Source organism: Streptomyces sp. NPDC005648 (assembly GCF_040605395.1).
GTDB lineage: Bacteria > Actinomycetota > Actinomycetes > Streptomycetales > Streptomycetaceae > Streptomyces.
Map to the genome: position 1 here is coordinate 26,055 of NZ_JBEXCS010000053.1, position 18,005 is coordinate 44,059.

Here is an 18,005-nt window from a genome sequence, read left to right on the forward strand (position 1 = left end):
CGCAGCCCGACCAAGGCGGACAGCCAGAGCAGGAAGCAACCCGACCCCTTCGAGCACCAGGAGCAGGCCGACCCAGACCACGCGTGACCATGCCGCCCGACCAGTCGCGTTCCGCAGCCGGGTGACCGTCAAGTCGCGGGCGGAGCCCAGGAGCAAGGCGGCTTCGTCGACGACGCCCAGGCCAGGGCGGCGCTGAGCGCCGTGACGCATCGAGGAAGCGTGGCTGAGGCAGGTGGGGGGTTGCTGGAAACACACGTGGCAGGTGCTCGTTCGGCGCACCCGTCGTCGTGGCTGACTTTCGGTGGCTCAGGTCAGAACCCTCTCTAACTCGACATCGAAGCACCGGAGTTGCGGCAGCACCCGAATCAAGGCACGCCAACCGCCCCGGTACCATCGGCACCGGGGTCCTGATCAGGACTTCCGCGACCGGACCACCCGGAATGCTGTCCAGGCTGAGGGTGGTCCGGTCTTTGGTTCTTGGTGTTCGTTGCGAGCGACGTTGGGCGAGCGGGGCCTCAGAGGCAGTTCAGGGCTTTGCCCACCTCAAAGATGGTGGGCCGATCTCCGGGGGCGTGGCTGAGCATCGCGTCGACCAACTTGCCCAGCTCACCGGGCGCCTTGACCGGTCGACGTCGACCGTCGGCCACTGCCTCTCTTTGGACGGAGCGGGGGGCGTCGTCCGGGTACTCGACGGCCCGCCAGCCGGTGGCGGAGATGAGCAGGGAAGCGCCGAGCGCGTAGATATCGGCTTCCGGTGTCGGCTCGGCTTCCCCCGTGTTGAGCACGCTGCGTGCGATCTCGGGTGCTTCGTAGTGGACCAGGCAGCCGCGGAACGGAAAGTCGTAGCCCTCGGGCACGTGCCCGCCCTGGGCAAGGGCGAGGTCGATCAGATGCGTCCGTTCCGGCCCGATGATGAAGTGCGCGGGCTGTACGTCGCCGTGGGCCCAGCCCCTGGCGTGGAGTTCGGCCAGCGCCTCGACGCAGCCCAGTGCCACGGTGAGGTGCGGTTCGATCGATGATCCTGGCCGGCGGCACGGCTCCCACAGCCGGTACAGGTCCGGCCCTTCGTGCCACGGCTGGAAGTTCCAGGTTCCGCGTTCCCATTCGCCGTACGCGAGGTCGACCAGGCCGAGGCGCAGCAGAACGGCCCCCTCACGTGCGGGGGCGAGGGCGGTCCAGGGCTGGGCAGACCAATCGGGACTGGCCTCGATCGGATAGCCGACTTTCACGGCGTAGTGGCCCCGATGGCTCTGTACCTCCCAGACCGCCGAGCCCCGGCGGTTGGTGATCAGGTTTTGGGCCGTGGGCATGAGCGCGTCGAGCACCACGATCGGCAGTTCAGGGGGTGACCCGGACAACGTCTGTTCTCCTTCCGGGCGAACGCGGCCGACCACGAGTGGAGGCCGGCCGCGCCGCTGCTGTCGTGTCCTACTCCTGGTAGTCCTGACCGTACGGACGGCCGCAGTCCGAATCGCACTGCGCGAGATTCGTGCCGTCCACGGTCCACAGGTCGTCGAAGACCCTGAACCCGGCCGCCTTCATGGCGCGCGCCGCAGTGATGACCTTCAGCAGGTCACGGGGCCCGCCGCCCGGCTTCGGGTTGTGGTGCAGGAAGCGCCCCGCGTACCGCTCGCACAGCCGCGCGTACTCCCTCGTGTGCAGGATCAGCGCGTGCAGGCCGAGGTCCACGTCATCCGACGGGACCATGGGGACGTTGGCCGTTGCCGCCGTGACCAGGAAGGCGACCGCCTGGTCCGCGATCCGCTCGGCGCGCTCGGGCGACTGTCCGTTGTGGACGACCACGAAGTGGGCGAGGCTCTCGAACAGCTCCTCACCAGCTACCGCGCGACCGGTCTTCAGATCGTTCGTCGTTGCCGTCATACGAGTACTCCCTGTGTCTGGCGGTACGTGGATTGGATGGCTGGCCCCAAACGGGGAGCGGGTAGAGGGGAGCTGAGACCCGTCCGAGGGATCCGTCTGATGGCCCATGGCGAGTGCCATGTCGATCACCAGGCCGCACGAGTCGCTGATCATGATGGCGAACAGGACTCCTGCGTACCGGCCGAGTGGGGGCGTCACAGTCCGTCCCGGCTGTTGCCGTTCCTGATGGCCAGGCGCGCGCTCAGTTCCTCCCGTGGACTCGGCGCCACCACGTTGTCCGGCATGACGTCCCATTCCGTGCCGCCGCCGATGGGCCTCATCTGCACCCGACCGCCGACCGCACCCATGACGACGCCGATCCGGTCACGGGCGCTGTCCTTCGCCAGTTCACCGATGCCTGGTCTGGTCTGCTGGTTGCTCGCCATGGAAGGAGCATCGCGATCCGGAGGGCCGTGCCAAAAGGTCAGGCTGATTACCCAACTTGGGTAACATCGCGGCAAGTAGAGAATCAGCGACGTTGCGTAGCCCTCGCAGTGTGGGAGCTTGCCGATGCCCGACGCAGACCGGCCGCAGGAACTGCCAGCCAGGCTGCTCACCGATCCCGAGATGATCGACGCGTGCCGGGTGCGGGACTTCGCCAGAGTCTTCCGGCTGGTGAAGACCAAGGCGGGCATCTACCCATCCATGATCGCCAGGCGTTGTGAGCTGACTCCCAGCCGTGTCGGCGAAGTCATCGCCGGACAACGCCAGTTGCTGCACATGGACGTCATCGAACGGATCGCGGACGGCTTGCGTATTCCGGGCCACATGCTCGGACTCGCTCGTCGTGGGTGGGAGACGCCTCAAGCGCTCGTGGTCACCGAGCGAGAGGCTCCGCAGGCGCCGGAGCCCGAGGCGCAGACTCCTGCCGCCCTACCCGGCCCTGATGTGGACAGCATCCTGGCCCTGGCCACGCGAACGAGCCTGAACGCGGCCACACTTGAAGCATTCCGCTCCAGCATCGAGGACTACTGGCGACGAGACGACCAGCACGGAGGCGAGGCGCTGAGGCCGGCCATCGTCGGACAACTCCGCCATGTGGTCGGACTGTTGAAGGAGAACCGACCGCCGTCCATTCAGAACGGCCTGTACGGAATCGCGGCCGAGCTGGCACGCCTCACCGGCTGGACCTACTTCGACGCCCGCCAGTACAACCAGGCCCGCGCGTACTTCACAGAGGCCCTGCAACTGGCCAAGGAGATCGACGACCGCCAGTTCATGGCCAACGTCCTCGCCTGTATGAGCTTGCAGGGGACGTACCAGGACAAGCCCGCTGACTCCCTGGCCTTCGTCACCGCCGCTCAGGACCAGGCCCGCTCGGCCGTCGACACCACCCCACGGGTCCTGTCCATGCTGTCGATGCGCGAAGCCTTCGCTCACGCCACGCTCGGCAACCGGGACTCCACTCACCAGGCGATCGGAGAGGCGCACCGCCATTTCGAGCAGATCCGGGTGACCGACCCAGACCCGTCCTGGGTGACGTACTTCGACGAGACGAAGCTGATCGTGGACACGGGGATTGCGCACGGACGGTTGGGCGAAGCAGCGACCGCCGAACCCTTGATCGCGGACGCGTTGCGGCGCGAGGCCCGCAGCAACCAGCGAGGGCGCGCGTTTCACTCGTTCTGGCTTGCCCGTACGCAGCTGGATCAGGGCAAGCTCGACCAAGCGTGCGACACCGCCACCCAAGCACTGGAACCGGCGTCGGCAGTGGCCTCCGAGCGAGTGTCAGGCCATCTCCGGGAGTTCTACGACCAGTTGGCCCCGCACAGGCAGGAGCCCGTAGCCCTGGCCTTCGAGGCGCGGCTACGGGCACTCCTCCCGCCAGTCAGCGGATCGCTTCGTCCATGAGCAAGTAGAGGAGACCGACGAGCGAGCCGCTGCTCACGACCTCCCGACGGTCGATCATGCCCCGCAACTCTGAGAGGGGGATCCACTCGATCCGGTCGGACTCGTTCTTCTCTGTGGGCGGCCCGGCGTATGTGGCGCCGTCGATCCGGAAGACGTGATGCTGCGAGTCGGTGATCCCGTTGGCCGGCTCGGCGTAGATCAGAGGCTTGATGGGGCCGGGGCGCCACCCCGTTTCCTCCAGCACTTCGCGTCCGGCCGCCTCTTCGGGAGTCTCGCCCTCTTCGACCAGGCCCATGGGCAGCTCCCAGGCCCACGAATCGGTGATGAAGCGGTGCCGCCACATCATCAGGACCTCTTGACGGTCGTTGACCACGGCGGCCACGGCCAGGTGCCGCAGACGCACAACGTGGTACTCCCACCTGCGCCCGTCAGGCTGCTGGACGTCGACCAGACACAGATTCACCCACTTGTTCGTGTAGATCTGTCGCTCACCGTGCGTCTTCCACTCCATACCTGCGACCCCTCTCGATCGGTCTCCAGGATCTCAGACCGGTTCGGAGGAGGGCGCACGTTCAGCCCTTTTCACGTCACCTTGACGAGATGTCCGCTGGGATCGGCCGTCTGCCCCCGTGAGGCTGCGCTGTCATCCACTCCGTGATCTCCGCGGGCTCGCCACGGTTGACGGAAGTCCCCCCATTCGTTTACGTCAGGACGGCTCCCCGTCAACACGCTTTCCAACTGTGGTGGTGGGGCGATGAGTTGTGTGCGAGGGCCTTCACCAGCGTTCATGGTTGTACGGCTGGCGGGACAGTCACTACTCGGGGCCCCGTCTGAACGTCGACGAACGCCGGTGAATGAGACGGACATTGAGACGGACGTGGCCGGACTAGCCAGCACATCGGGCGTGGCCAGTCGGGAGGGAAAACGGGGCGGTGTCCTCGTCGCCATGCACGATGAATCGTGGGAGCTTCGTCGAGTACGACGAAAGTGACGTCCAAGGCCCTTGATCGCCTTTCCAGCGCGGGGGAGGCGCAGCGCGTCAGGCACGTGTGTCTCCGGGGACCTCACTGCGGACGCCCCTTTCGAGGTGCAGGAGCGTCCGCCCTCACGATGCGCCCATCTCTGCGGCTGTCACACCCTGAAACGCTCCGCCTAGGACTGGCACTCGATCTTTCAACCGAGTAGGGATGCTGTATGGCGACCTAGATAGCGGGCCACCTGAGCACCTGTAAGTAGCGGGGGGTCGAGATGAACTGGTGGCAGTTTGGCATCTTCGGTGCTGGGGGAGGCCTGAGCGTTGAACTCCTTGCTGTATTCCGGGGATGCGCGGAATGGCAGGCCGCCCGCCGCACCGCAAGCGGTCGGCTGCGAGCAAGGCCTCCTACTTTGCGGCAGTACCTGGACACGGCTGCTCACGTATGTCTTGCCGTCTTACGCTCCGCCATCGGAGCGGGCGCAGCAGTCCTCTTCGGGACCAGCGGGCAGATCAGTGGAACCTATGCCGCGGTGGCATTGGGGGTCTGCGCGCCGGCCGTTCTGGGCCAACTGGGTGCCTCCCCTCATGTCGCGCGTCTCATCGTCGGTCCTCCTGTGCCCGCACCCGCAAGTAGCGATGCGTCTCCAGGAGGATCCGCACTTGAGACGACTGGTTCCGGAGGCGCCCAGTGAGGACGAACCTGCAGCGGCGCGTGCTGATGACTCTCCTGGGAGTGCCTGAGAAGGGCTACCAGCCTCTCCTTCCCTCTCGACACTTCGAACTCCCTCTGTATCGTCGCGTAGCTGCAGGTCTGTTCGGCGTCTCCTTGGACCACCCTTTTGTTCAGAGGACGGCCGGGACGCCTGCCGTCAAAGCTCGTCCTGTGGGACCGAGCGCAACGCTGACGACGTTACCGAGTGACGGCGCCGCCGACACCGAGCCGCGATCGCCATCAGAGGGACGATCAGGGGGAAGTCTTGGTTGGTCCAGCTCGTCTCTGGAGAGCACTCACGAGGAATCCGAGCATCACGAACCACCTTTTGTGCCCCACCTTCTTCGAAAGCCATTTGACGAGAGCTCGGAGCCTCAGAGCCCGTACAGTGCCCCTGAGATCGTGGGACAGGCACTCCGTCGACCCGATCGCCTCCCTTCTCTTCTTGCCGCGGCGCGGCGGCGCAAGATATGGAGTCCTCAGCTCCTGCTGTCGGTAGCGGCGGGCGCTCTCGGTGCGGCCTTGGTTGTCACTGGTGTCTGGCTCGTCCTGGCGCAAGTCCGGTCTGGGGACGAGAACGTGCCCCCGTACGGGTCGAGGATCTCTCTTGCCGAATCGTTGAAGGACGGTGACTGCGTCGTCGCCGAGTGGCCGGGGGTTCGTTTCAAGGGCACGCCTCGCCTCACCTTGGACCTCACGTGTCGAGCCAAGGCGCTCGATGGCCAAGTCATGGCGATGGTTGAGGCCGCGACTGACTCGGAGGCGCGGTCGCATGGAGCCGCGCAGTGCGAACAGCAGACGCAAGAGATCCGGGCCAAACTGGCGGACGTCCGCAGCTTCGCCGTCGTTCCGACCCGAAAAGGGTTCAAGGCTGCCGGGGGGCGCATCGCGTGTCTGGTGCTGGGCGCGCATGGCCCGTTGTATGGACCACTCGGCAGCTATCGCAAGCTTGGTACAGCGTTCACTGACACGGCGACCATGCAGAAGGGGGACTGTCTGAAAACCTCGTCAAACAGGAACGCCCGTCTTGTCTCTTGCGCCGGCCCGCACGACGAACAGGTGCTCGGTTTTACTCGGCTCGGTTCTGAGGTGACGCTCGCCGAAGCCCGTAAAGGCTCGGATGCGGCGTGTTCAAAGGACGTGCCGCCGCGCGACTACGGCTTCGACCAGTCGATCTACACCTCCGGCTCTTGGAGCAGCAAAGGCTCCTGGTTGTCGGGCACCCATTTCGTCGTGTGCACGGTCCGGAAGCAGAACGGAGGCACCATCGAGGGGAGTGCATTCTCAACGAGCGCGGCTACGCTACCAACGGGCCCGGCTCCACCATCATCTTCGTGAATCTGAGCCGCCTGCGTACGCCCACGGGTTCCCTGGATGCGCTGTCTGTTCTGACCTGCGGTGGACCTGGAGTGGGACGGAGGTGGTCGCCGACTTGTTCCCTGCCGTTCCCCGTGGTTCTCCGCGGGATCTGGCACACATCTGGCACGTCCGACTTCTCCGGGCTGAGAGTCTGGGCCGGTGACTGATGATGAGGTTGTCGAGGCGTTGCGGGTCGTAGCGAGGGCGGGGACTTTGCCACCGCCCGCAACACCGGAGGCTGTCGCCGCGGTGGAAGAGGCCATCGGGTTCCCGTTGCCTCCTCTCCTGCGGCGCTTGTATGTCGAGGTCGCCAACGGGGGATTCGGCCCGAACAAGGGAATCCTGGGCGTGAGCGGTGGGGCCGCGCAGGGCAACTTCGCGGACATCGCCGAGTTGTACCAGGACGGGCCGGAGATTCGTGGCGTATAAGCCCGCCAGGTGGAGGCGTCGGTCTGTCGGTCCCACCAGGAGGCCCGTTTCGTCCTCGCAGAGGCGGAGGTCCCCCTGGTACTCGATCAGGTGCAGCCGGGGCATCCTGCCCGGCGGAGGCACGAACCGGCCTTTCGACCCGTCGGACGGAACGTAGAAGCTTTCTGCGGCTCGCGCATCCACGAGAAATCCTCTCTCCCCGAGTTGGCCAACCTACTGCGGCCACACGTAGGCCAGGGCCCACTTGGCGAGAACCCTGCACCTTGACCTGGCTCACAGCCCCAGAGGGACCGGCTCCACGAGGGTTGGCCTACGCATTACGAGTTGTCTGATCTTGGTCCGTAGGTATCCACGAGTGTCCACGAGTCGAGCTTCATACCTGGTCACTGCGACTATCGGACCTCCCCGGATGACCGCGGGCGTGGCTGGAACGAGAGGTCATCGAGACCACAACTGAGACCCGCCTTCAATCTTTGAGAGCAAGGCAATCTCGACTGCCTACCGCACGCCCCCGCCTTGATGGGCTCCGTTCCAGTTCGGGCCGTATGCCGAGAGAGATGACGCCGAACCCTCGTGCCCCTGTGCCGCACCTAACGCCATAGAAGCGTTCACCTCCGGTTGCGGCAGGCACTCTGCGGAGCGACCATGGAATGAGAGTTTATGGCTGTGGATGCACACAATCTACCAAAGATCTTGATAGTCGAATTAGCTGAGCGCGGCAAAAGAAAGAGTTACACCTCCGCGCTTACTCGCATCCGACACGTAATCGATCACGACAGGCACCCGATGACCAGCGCCTCAATTCTGCAAGGTACTCGTCACCTGCGAACCAATAACCAGAATCCTTGCCTATCTGGAAACCTCCCTCTCCTGAAATGAGGTGATGTTGATGGCTACCGGGGATCTGTTCGAGAACGTCCGCCAGGCAGCGGTTCACAAGCCTATCTGGTACACCCTCATAGCTTGTACTGCAGCAGCGACGCTAGGTCACGGACTAATCTGGCTCTCATGGGCGATAGATTGGACTAAATATATTCCGTGGCAGCCTGTCGCCGGGATTGCCCTGGTTATCACATCGCTAACCTCCTATGCAGGTTTCTACGTCGCTACACGGAGAGCTCGTATCGCGATCGCCTCTAGCTTCCTGGTGACATTCCTAGTTCTGCTTTCTTACACTGTCGCCCTCCAACCGTTGGCCGACGTCACACAAGGCAATGCTCACGAGATAGTAAGTGATTTTAGAGGCATCGTTAAGACAGTGATTGCTTTCTATTTCGGCAGCGAGGCGCTCGTTTCTACCGCAAAAGTCATAGCCTCCCGAAAGACCGCACGGGACGCTTCGGACATTAAAAGGTCTGACGCTGACCTCGTACTCCCCGCCCGGGAGGATGAATCTGACTCTTCTTTCGAACCAAAAATTGATTCGCGCAGCTCATCATAGATGACGGTTACCGGACGGATAAGTGGTGCCAAATGTTCAACTGCAAAGGCTTGGAAGTTCCTGCCAGGAGGTCGGATGTTTAGGATGCTTTTGCACGTCTTGTGATAACCGTGGGCCGCACCGTTCATTTAGCCGTCAAAGAGCGGATGCCGTAATCACACCAGCCACGCCATGATGGTTGCATCTCCCAACAGCCGTGACAGGTGTCCTGTCTCACTCAATCGAGTCGTTTTCTCAACGAACCGAGTCGTTCGGGCTTCCGTCTCAGCGAACCTAGTCGCGCGGTTGAGCGTGCTGGGGGTGCCGGATGGCTGTACCGGCTGGGGTGGATCAGGCAGGGTCGTGCGTCGAGTTGTCGTACGTGGACGCGGTGCACGGACTTCGTCGGCGTCCGCTGCGGGACTGTGTGACGGGCCGGTTCGAGGATGTCGATCCAGTGCGTACGTTCCGGTGGTCGCGCGGTGAGCGTCACTTCCCGGGCTGGTACTGGCCGGCGACGACCGGGCGGCACGTGGGCTTCGAGTCGTGGCTGGAGCGGGACCGGCTGCTGCTGATGGACTTCGATCCGAGCGTGGTGGGGATTGACTCTCAGCCGTTCTGGCTGCACTGGCATGACGGTGAGCGGGAGCGTCGGCACGCTCCGGATTACTTCGTGCGCCGTGCGGACGGCTCGGCGGTGGTCGTCGATGTTCGTGCGGACGATCGGATCGAGCCGAAGGACGCTGAGGCGTTCGAGGTGACGCGTCTGCTCTGCGCCCAGGCCGGGTGGAGGTTCGAGCGTCTGGGGACGCCGGACGCGGAGCTGCTCGCGAATGTCCGGTGGCTGTCGCGCTACCGGCATCCACGGTGTCTGCGCCACCCGGCGGCTGACCGGCTCCGGGAGGTCTTCGCAGCCCCGGGACCTCTCATGGTGGGGGCGGATGCCGCCGGGGATCGGCTGTTGACGCTGCCGGTGCTGCACGGCGGAGCCCGTTCCGCCCCTACTACCGCTGCTGAGCCTTGGAATGCCGGTCTCGCAGCCAGTCATCGATGACCGCAAAGTCCGTATCAGCAAGTCCGATCATGGCATCGACACGGTGGAGGAGGGCGTGCCCTTGATGGTGGGTTGACACCCACGCCCGGTCGAGATCGGTGATCGAGTCGTCGACCCAGACGAACGGACGTCCTGCCGCAGCCTGGACTAGGGCTCGGGTCTTCCAGTTCAGGGCGCCAACCTCGTACTCGTCCGGCACGTCCGGCAAGTCGGCCACCGGAAGCTCTGGCAACCCGAGCAGCGGAGATATGACCTCGTTGGCTTCTTCCATCCATGCAGTCGCCCACATCAGCACACAGGGCAACGCAAGCAGACGCGAACCATGCGCAAGATCGATATTCGCCAGCAGAGGGTTCGACACATCCTGCCAGTCGTCCCATCCCGCAGGGGTCGAAGGGAGCCGCGCTCTCCCGAAGGGCAGGAGCGTCCCATCGACGTCCAGGAAGAGCAACGGGTGCTCCGGATGATCGGCCATGGCCGCACGCTAGCGGCTCTCCGCCCGAGCGAGCAGCTGCATTTGGCTCACGTGGCCAGTCCCAACACGGTGAGTCTGTCTCAACGAACCCTGTCGACGCGTCTCACCCAATCTAGTCCACGCAGGTCAGCCCAGGACTGGACGACTAACTTCGTTGAGACAGGACAACAGGGGCGGCCATAGAGTGAGGCACCATGCGAAGCCTGGACCGTCTACCGAAGGCCCATCTCCACCTTCATCTCGAAGGTGCGATGCGTTCCGTCACTCTCGCGGAGCTGGCGAGCGAGCGTGGCGAACGACCACCGGATTCAGGTGGCTTCACCTCATTGCATGGCGCCGCGCTGCCCGGCTGGTGCGCGAGGGCCCGCGCAGGAACCTGCTGCGGCTGGTACGCGAGGTGGTCGAGGACGCTGCCGCGAACGGAGCGGTGTGGATCGAGCCGCACCTGAACCCCCTGACCTACGAAGACAATTCGGACGCCGCGCTTGACCTGCTGGACGAGGTGATAGACGAGGGTCGCCGCACGAGCGCCCGGCTGGGCGTCGGCTTCGGCATCCTGATGTTCGCCCGGCGCAACGCGGACCCGTCGTAAGCGGCCGAGACCGCCCGACTCGCGGCGAGACGGTCAGAGAATGGGGTGGTTTCCTTCGGCCTGACCGGAGATGAAGCCCGCCATGCCCCTGAGCCGTTCGCTGAGGCGTTCGCCATCGCGCGCGATGCCGGACTGATTCCCGCCGCACATGCAGGGGAACTCGCCGGCCCGGCCAGCGTGCGCGCCGCACTCGACGTACTCGGCGCGCGGCGAATTGCCCGTGGGGTACGGGCCATCGAAGACCCGCCTCTTCTTGCCCGCCTGGCCGCGGAAGGCATAGTCCTCGACGTCTGCCCCACCTCCAACGTCGCCCTCGGGGTCGTCGCACCCCTGTCTGCGCACCCCCTGCCCCAGCTCCTGCAAGCAGGTATCCGGTGCACCCTCAACGCCGACGACCCCCTCGTGTTCGGCCCGGGACTGCTGCAGGAGTACGAAACAGCCCGCACGGCCCTATCCCTCAACGACACCCAACTCGCCGCCGTGGCCCGCACCTCACTCGAAGCCTCCGGCGCCCCGCGCACCACCATGGAAGACGCGGTCACCCGCATCGACGCATGGCTCGACATCCCGGATCAGGCAGCTACGCCCCCCGATCCAAGAGGCACGCCAGCCGCCCGATCATAAGGCGCCTTCAGCACCAGCCAGAGATTGCGAGGCTAGTGTCTCTGAAACTGGATTTTCCGCGGTGCCTGAGCTGAGTTCGCCTGTGGTGTCACCAACGGGATGTAAGCGCCGCGGCAAGGCCGATGAGGGTTACTGAGGCACACATTGGGAAGACTGCTCCTTCTGGCATGAGGAATGCAACGACCAACAGTCCAGCGGTAGCCATGTGGCGACCAAGTTGTGTCGCTTCCCAGACCCAGAATTCTCCGGTAGGGATAAATTCGACTAGATCCACGGTAGACGCACCGACACCGCCGAATCCGAGGCCTAGAAGAAAAAGGGGAATTGTCATCAAGGAAAGGGGTCCGGAGTGGAGAAATGGTAGCGACAAGAGAGTGAATCCAAGGCAGAGAAGGAGGAGGTAGGCGATCCAGAGTGGCCTGGGACTTCTGACCGATTTGCGAAGACGGTGGCGGGTGGTTGCAGCGACACTTGCTGCGAATGCCATCAAGCTGAGCAGCAAGCCGGACTGTAGGACAGTTGCGCCTTCCACCCGCAAGAGGATGAAGGGCGCCATGGCGACGCATACCGCCTCCGCAGCTGCAGTAATCGCGACATTGAAGACAATAAATAGGGTTCTTGGGCTGGGTCGGTACGCAGACGTGACCAGTGACGGGCTAAAACGCCTACTGGACCATTGGCTGATGAGGAAAATGCTGACAGATCCCACCATGCCTGACCCTAGGAGTAGGGCTGCGAACGGAATGGAGCGGCTCGAGAAAGAGATCGACGACAGTGTGGAGACGGTGAAAACTAATGCCACTCCCCACCTTAGCCTTGACTGAGGCGTGGTCACAGTGAACCCATCAATGCGCTGCACTAGTAGCAAGCTGATTGCGGCGGCACACGCAGGGAGGGGGAAAGCTAATTGCCACCCGGAAAGGCCGAATAGTGGATTCTGAGTGACTAGTAGCCCGCCGAGGAGGGGGCCAAGCAAAAGGCCGCAAAAGGCAGCGGCACTGTGGAAGCTGAGTAGGACGATTCTTTCTCTAGCTTGCGAAATCCGGTTCGCATGCATGACCAGTGAGATTAGTCCGAACGAGCCCACCCCTTGCAGGAAACGCCAAACCGACATCTGTTCAGTCGACGTTGCGGTCATGGCTCCCACTGATCCCAGCAATAGCGCCGATAGTGTCACGTAGTGCGCCACCCTTTTCGCATGCTGAGAGCCGCCAATTATGATGGCCGTGGCTGCCGCTCCCGTGACGTAAGGGCCCGCTAGGCGCAACCACTGCCCCGGTTGGTGGAGCTCGCGTGTCAAGGTGGGTAGATTGGTCGCGACCGCAGTCATGGCCACATTGTTGAGAAACACAGCGATAGCCAGCATAAGTACAAGGGTGCGGCTGAGGGCGGACGTCTGCGTTCGGGAATCGACCTGCCGCTCAAGAAGTTGCAATTCGGCTGCGATCGCGTCCATGCCGAGACCGGAATCGTGAACCCGCTCTTTCCAGCTCTCTCCTGCTTCGGTCCTTCCTGTTGCGTCTTCTCTCCGTAGTTGTACCGCTTCGCCACTTACCTTCACTAAATCGTCGGCCGCACGCGAGACCTGCTTCTCTTTCAGTCTACGTTCGAGGCAGTCGGACCAGTTGGGGATGATCGTTGTCTGAGCGGTGGGCAGGAAGGCGGGAGCACGCCGTGACATGACCGCAACGACACGACCAATGAAAGAGTCGGCCCACATGGCGCCTATGCACCCCCTGCCTGTGAGTTCTCACCCTGACCCGTTGAGTTCCCTGTGCTGGACTGGTCTTGATTCTGCTCTTGTGCAACTAGCAGGCTCGCGCGAACTATCAATGGGACGAATGTCGTGATCTTTTCAAGAACGTGAGGCGCCGCTGCGCCGATGATGACTACTGACCATGCAGGTGTCGTGTGTGGGAACGTCGCTGTCATTGCTGCGGCGGTTCCGGCACCGAGGGTCACGCGCAGTACTGTCGCAACGGCATATGCCAACAGGCCAGGGGCCGGTAATGGATTGCGCTGGTTGCGCGGTGGCTTGGGTGGCTCCTGGCCTGACGTCAGACTGCTCGCCTTGACCTCCCAAGGGAGCCGCTGCCACCGTCTAACAGCAACGATGAAGTCGAGGGCGTCCATCGCGAAGCCACCAAAAGCCCCCCATGCTGCCCCCTCGAGTAGTTGCATGACATGAGGTTAGGGCGTGATGGGGCGGTAGTTGAGGGGAATGTTGCAACTTTGCCCACCGGCTCACTTTCGCTGTTCGCCGGTGGGCGGGTGCTTCCGCGAAGCCAGTGCGCACGGGGTCTCGGCGTCGCTCGAATCCTGACCCTCTGACGAGTAGAGAAGGTTGTAACTCAATCGGGTTGTTGGGGTTGTGCCACTGACGATCTGCGGGGGCCGACTGCCGCAGCGGTAGTTGCCAACGTCGGCCGTGCCAGAGCTGTGGCGGATCTGATCACAGACCGTCGTTGACGGCAGCGCTGACGGCAACGACGGCACACGGACGCACATGATCGCCAGCCTGAGCATTCGGACTGGGAGCCCGTTGGTGCCCCTCACAGCAAGCTGCCCGATCCTACGGATCAGAAGGTTGCAGGTTCGAATCCTGCCGAGTGCACACAGATCGAAGGCCCCTTGGGATCATCCCAAGGGGCCTTCGGCGTCAGCCGGTGACATCGACAGCCCCTCAAGGACGCCCCGGCGACCACCCATCTGGTCGGGGCGATCTGGTTCGCGTGTGTTGTTCTTGGCCTGCATGGCCTGCTCATCGGGCGTGGTTTTGCCCTGCACGCCGAACCGAGGACTTGGCCCAGCAACGTCGGTTGGTCCAGGAGGTCCGCCCGATCCTGAAGTCGGGGTGTCGGAGGTGGTCGTATGGCACGATCTTCGGTGTGGACTGGGGGACGCTGGTCGGGACGGCGCTGGGAGCGGTGCTCGGGGTCGGGGCGACGTTGGCCGGGGAGCATCTGCGGTGGCGGCGGACGGTCAGGGACAACAGGTTGCAGGACCGCCGAACCATGTACGCGGATTGCCTGGTCGCCCTTCGTCGCGCGCACGAGGCCATGCGGCTGGCCGCTGACGAGGAGTACTCGGACCCCAAGGCGAGGGCGGCCAAGATCCGGCAGGCGTTCCAGGGGTCGGGGTGCGACGAGGCGCGAGAACGACTTGTTCTGACGGCAGCCACCGAAGTGATGGAAGCCATAGACGCCTCGTACCACTCCTTGCGCGAGGTTCGGGAAACACTCGCGTCCGGATGCACGGTGGCGTCGGACGAGTACCACGCGGCCAGGCAGGCTCATGGCGACGCGACCCGGGCCGCGCGCACGGTGTTCAGGCGGGATCTGGCGACCCTGGAGCTCTGATCCGTCCGCGTGTTCGAACCGCCCGGGACTCCCGGGCGGCGATTCTTCTTCCGATCTGTGCCGACGACCACAGCCAGCGGGGCCCGCGTAGGCTCATACTGAGTCATGACTAAGCCCGCGGTACCGAAGCGTCACCTGCCCACCAGCCCCTTCAAGGCCCCGGTCCCTCCGGCTCCCAAGCACTTCGCCATGGGCGACCAGGTCACTCATGACGTGTACGGCCTCGGCCGGGTGGTCGGCGTCGAGGACGGCATCGCCGCGCTCGTGGACTTCGGTTCGGCGCAGATGCGGATCCTGAGCCCCTACAACAAGATGACCAAGCTGTAGGGCCGCTTCAACCCTCCGGCGCGGCGCGTGACCCACGTGCCCAGGGGACCCGGTGATCGCGGTGGGGATTCCGTGCGCTAGCGTGGCTCGCTTTTGTCGTGTACACCAATGGGGGGTCCGATGCGGCGAACCGCAGCGGCCGCGAGCGCCGTCACCGTGCTCGTGCCGCTTCTCCTGGCCGGCGCTTCCACGGCGTCGGCCGCGACCACCGGGTCGCTCACCGTCAGGACGCTGGACCGCAGCGGCAAGGCGGTCTACGCGCAGGTGGCGGTCTACAACACCAAGACGTACGACTTCCGTTACATCGAGGGGAACAAGAAGACCTCTCTGCCCAACGGCACTTACGAACTCGCCAGCTCCTTCGTCGGCGGCAACAGCGAGGACGCCATCGTCGGCGGCCACAGCGTGAAGGTCTCCGGCGCGACGACGACCACCTTCGACGGACGCAAGGGCCGTGCCGTCAAGGTGTCGCTCAGCCCCGCCCCGGGCAGCGGCTACGACCACACGGTCACCGCGGCCGTCTGCACCGTCGACAACAGCCCGGCCACCATGAGCATTTCGGCCGACGCCGGCGACCTGTACGCCATCCCCAACAGCAGCAGGGCCTACGAGCTCTCCTACGGCACCACGTACGAGCCGCACTCCACGACCGGCGGGGACTTCTGGATGGCGTCGGCCACCCACAGCCGCGGTGTGCCGTCCGGCGTGTCCGCCGCGCTGAAGAAGTCCGGGCTCACCAACCTCAAGGTGTCCGCCCGCTCCGGCCCCGACAGCGGGCAGGCGCAGTTCTCCTTCAGCTACTCCTCGGGGGGTGGGGACGACTGCTCGATGCAGACGAACGGGCTCTGGTTCCAGCGCGACCTGCCCAACTCCTTCACCGCCCACATCCCGGCCGGCAGCTGGGATGTGAGCCAGCAGAGCCACGACTTCGTCTACAGCGGGCACCACACCTACGCGGCCGGCAAGACCACCTCGCTGTCCATCGGCCACGCCGTCTGGGGACCCGGCGGGAAACTGCCGTACACCTGGTACCACCAGCTGTACTTCGGGGACGACAACCCGTTCGCCGACCCGAAGTTCACGGCGGGCGGGGTGCTGGCCTCCGGCACTCTGAAGCTGACCCACGCGGGCAAGACGCTCTACCAGCACAACTACAGCCCCTCGACTCAGCTCGATCCGCATCCGCGTATCCCCGGGTCGGGCTGGTACACGCTCACCGAGACCGCCCATCGAAGCGGTCTGCCGTCCGGTTCGCTGTCGACCTCCTCCAGCCTCTCGCTGCACTTCTACGCCGACGCCGGCAAGAACCAGCAAGTGCGCGACTACATCAGCCGGTTCTGGCCCGAGGGGCTCAACTCCCGGAACCAGGCGGCCGCCGGCTCGACCACCACCGTCGACCTGGGCATGCAGCGGCTCGGTACGGACGACAGCACGATCGGCCGGCTGTCGGACGGCGTGAAGTCCGTGCGCGCCTGGTACACCACCGACAACGGCACCCACTGGAAGGCCACCGCGGCGAAGCTGTCCGGCGGCAAGTGGACCATCGCCGTCCACAACCCGGCCTCCGGCCCCGGCCGCGTCGGCCTGCGCTCGACGGTCACCGACACCCACGGCGACAGCTCCACGACCACGGTCTACAACGCCTACGCCGTGAGCTGAGGAGACAGCCTCTTTCCTTCTCCGGGCGTACGGCGGCCATACTCGGGGCCATGGCTCCAGCGCCCGCGCCCCCCACCGCCTCCGAGCCTCGCCCCCGCCTGCTCGCCGACGTACTCGCCGCAGGTGCTCCCTACTCCCTCGCGCTCACCGGTGACTACGCCGTCCAGGCACACGGCTTGGGGGGCCGTGTCGGCCAGGACCTCGAAGTCGCCACGGAGAGCGGCGAGGACATGGCGCGGATCGTCGCCGTGCTACGGGCGGGACTGTGGGAACGGGGCTGGCAGGCAGGGGTGTCGGGGGCGGCGGACTCCCTCACCGCGCGGCTGATCGTCACCGATCCGGACGACGGCGAGGCACACGGGGTCGGCGTCCTCAAGGAGCTGCTGTGGCGGCGGCCGGTCCCTACCGGGTTCGGCCTCGCCCTCTCCCTGGAGGACGTCGTCGGTACCAAGGTCCGGGCGCTGGCCGATCACGGACTTCCCCGCGACCTCATCGACATCCGCGCCGCCGCGGACCGCTGGACCGCCCCCGAGCTGGAGGAACTCGGTCGCCGTCACACGCGCGACGGCACCCTCGACCTCGCCGACCTCCGTATGCGGCTGACCGGCATGGAGTGGATCGACGACACCCTGTTCACCGCGTACGGCCTCGACACGGACGCGGTCGGCGAGCTGCGCGGGTGGGCCCAGGGGTGGGCGGACGACATCGGGGAGCGGTTGCTCGAAGGGGGCGATCCGGAGGAGGACGCGGGTCAGGCGTAGGTCCAGCGCCAGGCGTTCGAGCTGTACGCGCATCTGATCGCCGTACCGCCCGCCGTGGTCGTCGTGGCACCGTGGTCGCTGTTGCGGCAGAACTGTCCGGCCGAGTAGCAGTTCCCCGAGTTGGAGACGATCGAACAGGTGCCGGTGCTGTCATGGCTGCCACCGGTGGTTCCGGCGGACCTCGCGGTGGTCGTCCTCGTGACGGTGACCGTGGGGCGGGGCTTGGCCGCGGCCTTCACGGTCTCGGTGACGGTCGGAGCGGGCCGGGGCGTGGCCGTGACCGTCGCGGTGACGGTCGCCGCGGGCGGGGCTTGGGCCTCGACGGGCTGCTGGTCGCCGCCGTTGCCGGAGGTGCCGATGAGGATGCCCGCGATGAGGAGACCGGTTCCGCCGGCCCATACGCGCGGACGTCTGCGGAGCGGGCGGATGTCCGGCGGGCGTGGTGCGGGCGGTATGGGTGCCATGTACGGGTTGGTCATCTCGTCCC

17 protein-coding genes are annotated in these 18,005 nt (G+C 65.0%); 10 read left to right on the forward strand and 7 right to left on the reverse strand.

Annotation, left to right across the window (positions count from 1 at the left end; all coding sequences use genetic code 11):
• Window positions 1-515: 515 nt before the first annotated feature.
• The 3 genes from ABZT17_RS27430 to ABZT17_RS27440 all read right to left on the reverse strand — a co-directional run bounded on the left by ABZT17_RS27430 (window position 516) and on the right by ABZT17_RS27440 (window position 2,306).
• Window positions 516-1,358, reverse strand: a complete 843-nt coding sequence (locus tag ABZT17_RS27430; RefSeq protein WP_356352423.1) for a protein kinase — start codon at window positions 1,356-1,358, stop codon at window positions 516-518.
• 70 nt (window positions 1,359-1,428) lie between these two features.
• A complete protein-coding gene (locus ABZT17_RS27435) occupies window positions 1,429-1,881 on the reverse strand; it encodes a hypothetical protein (RefSeq protein WP_356352360.1) in 453 nt (150 codons plus the stop codon).
• A gap of 194 nt (window positions 1,882-2,075) precedes the next feature.
• Window positions 2,076-2,306, reverse strand: coding sequence for a hypothetical protein (locus ABZT17_RS27440; RefSeq protein WP_356352362.1), 231 nt, complete (start codon window positions 2,304-2,306; stop codon window positions 2,076-2,078).
• A gap of 124 nt (window positions 2,307-2,430) precedes the next feature.
• On the opposite strand from ABZT17_RS27440, the gene ABZT17_RS27445 reads away from it, so the two are divergent.
• Window positions 2,431-3,771 (forward strand): hypothetical protein, encoded by a 1,341-nt coding sequence (locus ABZT17_RS27445; protein WP_356352363.1) that lies wholly within the window; start codon window positions 2,431-2,433, stop codon window positions 3,769-3,771.
• Here the strand turns inward: ABZT17_RS27445 and ABZT17_RS27450 are convergent.
• Window positions 3,749-4,282: an NUDIX hydrolase gene (locus ABZT17_RS27450; protein ID WP_356352365.1), complete on the reverse strand. Its 534-nt coding sequence runs from the start codon at window positions 4,280-4,282 to the stop codon at window positions 3,749-3,751. The two genes, ABZT17_RS27445 and ABZT17_RS27450, sit on opposite strands and share 23 nt — an antisense overlap.
• A 1,579-nt stretch (window positions 4,283-5,861) precedes the next feature.
• Here ABZT17_RS27450 and ABZT17_RS27455 point away from each other — a divergent pair.
• The 3 genes from ABZT17_RS27455 (at window position 5,862) to ABZT17_RS27465 (ending at window position 9,721) form a co-directional block, all read left to right on the forward strand.
• Window positions 5,862-6,797 carry a septum formation family protein gene (locus tag ABZT17_RS27455; RefSeq protein ID WP_356352366.1) on the forward strand — a complete coding sequence of 312 codons (936 nt, stop codon included), beginning with the start codon at window positions 5,862-5,864 and terminating at the stop codon, window positions 6,795-6,797.
• Between the two features lie 315 nt (window positions 6,798-7,112).
• On the forward strand, window positions 7,113-7,247 hold the full coding sequence (locus tag ABZT17_RS27460) for a hypothetical protein (RefSeq protein WP_356352368.1): 135 nt from the start codon (window positions 7,113-7,115) through the stop codon (window positions 7,245-7,247).
• A gap of 1,748 nt (window positions 7,248-8,995) precedes the next feature.
• Window positions 8,996-9,721 carry a TnsA-like heteromeric transposase endonuclease subunit gene (locus ABZT17_RS27465; protein WP_356352370.1) on the forward strand — a complete coding sequence of 242 codons (726 nt, stop codon included), beginning with the start codon at window positions 8,996-8,998 and terminating at the stop codon, window positions 9,719-9,721.
• Here ABZT17_RS27465 and ABZT17_RS27470 read toward each other — a convergent pair.
• Window positions 9,672-10,196, reverse strand: coding sequence for an HAD domain-containing protein (locus ABZT17_RS27470; RefSeq protein ID WP_356352371.1), 525 nt, complete (start codon window positions 10,194-10,196; stop codon window positions 9,672-9,674). The genes ABZT17_RS27465 and ABZT17_RS27470 overlap by 50 nt on opposite strands.
• Window positions 10,197-10,548: 352 nt before the next feature.
• On the opposite strand from ABZT17_RS27470, the gene ABZT17_RS27475 reads away from it, so the two are divergent.
• Both ABZT17_RS27475 and ABZT17_RS27480 read left to right on the forward strand, forming a co-directional pair.
• A complete protein-coding gene (locus tag ABZT17_RS27475; RefSeq protein WP_356352373.1) occupies window positions 10,549-10,788 on the forward strand; it encodes a hypothetical protein in 240 nt (79 codons plus the stop codon).
• A 45-nt stretch (window positions 10,789-10,833) separates the two neighbouring features.
• Window positions 10,834-11,412: a hypothetical protein gene (locus tag ABZT17_RS27480; protein WP_356352375.1), complete on the forward strand. Its 579-nt coding sequence runs from the start codon at window positions 10,834-10,836 to the stop codon at window positions 11,410-11,412.
• 88 nt (window positions 11,413-11,500) lie between these two features.
• On the opposite strand, the gene ABZT17_RS27485 is transcribed toward ABZT17_RS27480, so the two are convergent.
• Window positions 11,501-13,132, reverse strand: a complete 1,632-nt coding sequence (locus tag ABZT17_RS27485) for an MFS transporter (protein ID WP_356352377.1) — start codon at window positions 13,130-13,132, stop codon at window positions 11,501-11,503.
• A 1,168-nt stretch (window positions 13,133-14,300) separates the two neighbouring features.
• Between ABZT17_RS27485 and ABZT17_RS27490 the strand changes: the two genes are divergently transcribed.
• The 4 genes from ABZT17_RS27490 to ABZT17_RS27505 all read left to right on the forward strand — a co-directional run bounded on the left by ABZT17_RS27490 (window position 14,301) and on the right by ABZT17_RS27505 (window position 17,518).
• Entirely contained in the window at window positions 14,301-14,771 is a 471-nt protein-coding gene (locus ABZT17_RS27490) for a hypothetical protein (protein WP_356352379.1), read from the forward strand.
• A gap of 105 nt (window positions 14,772-14,876) precedes the next feature.
• Window positions 14,877-15,098: a hypothetical protein gene (locus ABZT17_RS27495; RefSeq protein ID WP_356352381.1), complete on the forward strand. Its 222-nt coding sequence runs from the start codon at window positions 14,877-14,879 to the stop codon at window positions 15,096-15,098.
• 120 nt (window positions 15,099-15,218) lie between these two features.
• Entirely contained in the window at window positions 15,219-16,757 is a 1,539-nt protein-coding gene (locus tag ABZT17_RS27500; RefSeq protein WP_356352383.1) for a hypothetical protein, read from the forward strand.
• Window positions 16,758-16,807: 50 nt separating this feature from the next.
• The gene (locus tag ABZT17_RS27505) at window positions 16,808-17,518 is read left to right on the forward strand and encodes a nucleotidyl transferase AbiEii/AbiGii toxin family protein (protein WP_356352385.1); all 711 of its coding nucleotides are present in this window, start codon (window positions 16,808-16,810) and stop codon (window positions 17,516-17,518) included.
• Here the strand turns inward: ABZT17_RS27505 and ABZT17_RS27510 are convergent.
• Window positions 17,509-17,997 carry a hypothetical protein gene (locus tag ABZT17_RS27510; RefSeq protein ID WP_356352387.1) on the reverse strand — a complete coding sequence of 163 codons (489 nt, stop codon included), beginning with the start codon at window positions 17,995-17,997 and terminating at the stop codon, window positions 17,509-17,511. The genes ABZT17_RS27505 and ABZT17_RS27510 overlap by 10 nt on opposite strands.
• Between the last annotated feature and the right edge of the window lie 8 nt (window positions 17,998-18,005).

Excerpts from the sequence above, each read along its gene's own strand:
- ABZT17_RS27435 (WP_356352360.1), bottom strand. The coding sequence starts at position 1,881 with ATGACGGCAACGACGAACGATCTGAAGACCGGTCGCGCGGTAGCTGGT.
- ABZT17_RS27440 (WP_356352362.1), bottom strand. The coding sequence starts at position 2,306 with ATGGCGAGCAACCAGCAGACCAGACCAGGCATCGGTGAACTGGCGAAG.
- ABZT17_RS27445 (WP_356352363.1), top strand. The coding sequence starts at position 2,431 with ATGCCCGACGCAGACCGGCCGCAGGAACTGCCAGCCAGGCTGCTCACC.
- ABZT17_RS27450 (WP_356352365.1), bottom strand. The coding sequence starts at position 4,282 with ATGGAGTGGAAGACGCACGGTGAGCGACAGATCTACACGAACAAGTGG.
- ABZT17_RS27465 (WP_356352370.1), top strand. The coding sequence starts at position 8,996 with ATGGCTGTACCGGCTGGGGTGGATCAGGCAGGGTCGTGCGTCGAGTTG.
- ABZT17_RS27470 (WP_356352371.1), bottom strand. The coding sequence starts at position 10,196 with ATGGCCGATCATCCGGAGCACCCGTTGCTCTTCCTGGACGTCGATGGG.
- ABZT17_RS27485 (WP_356352377.1), bottom strand. The coding sequence starts at position 13,132 with ATGTGGGCCGACTCTTTCATTGGTCGTGTCGTTGCGGTCATGTCACGG.
- ABZT17_RS27495 (WP_356352381.1), top strand. The coding sequence starts at position 14,877 with ATGACTAAGCCCGCGGTACCGAAGCGTCACCTGCCCACCAGCCCCTTC.
- ABZT17_RS27500 (WP_356352383.1), top strand. The coding sequence starts at position 15,219 with ATGCGGCGAACCGCAGCGGCCGCGAGCGCCGTCACCGTGCTCGTGCCG.
- ABZT17_RS27505 (WP_356352385.1), top strand. The coding sequence starts at position 16,808 with ATGGCTCCAGCGCCCGCGCCCCCCACCGCCTCCGAGCCTCGCCCCCGC.
- ABZT17_RS27510 (WP_356352387.1), bottom strand. The coding sequence starts at position 17,997 with ATGACCAACCCGTACATGGCACCCATACCGCCCGCACCACGCCCGCCG.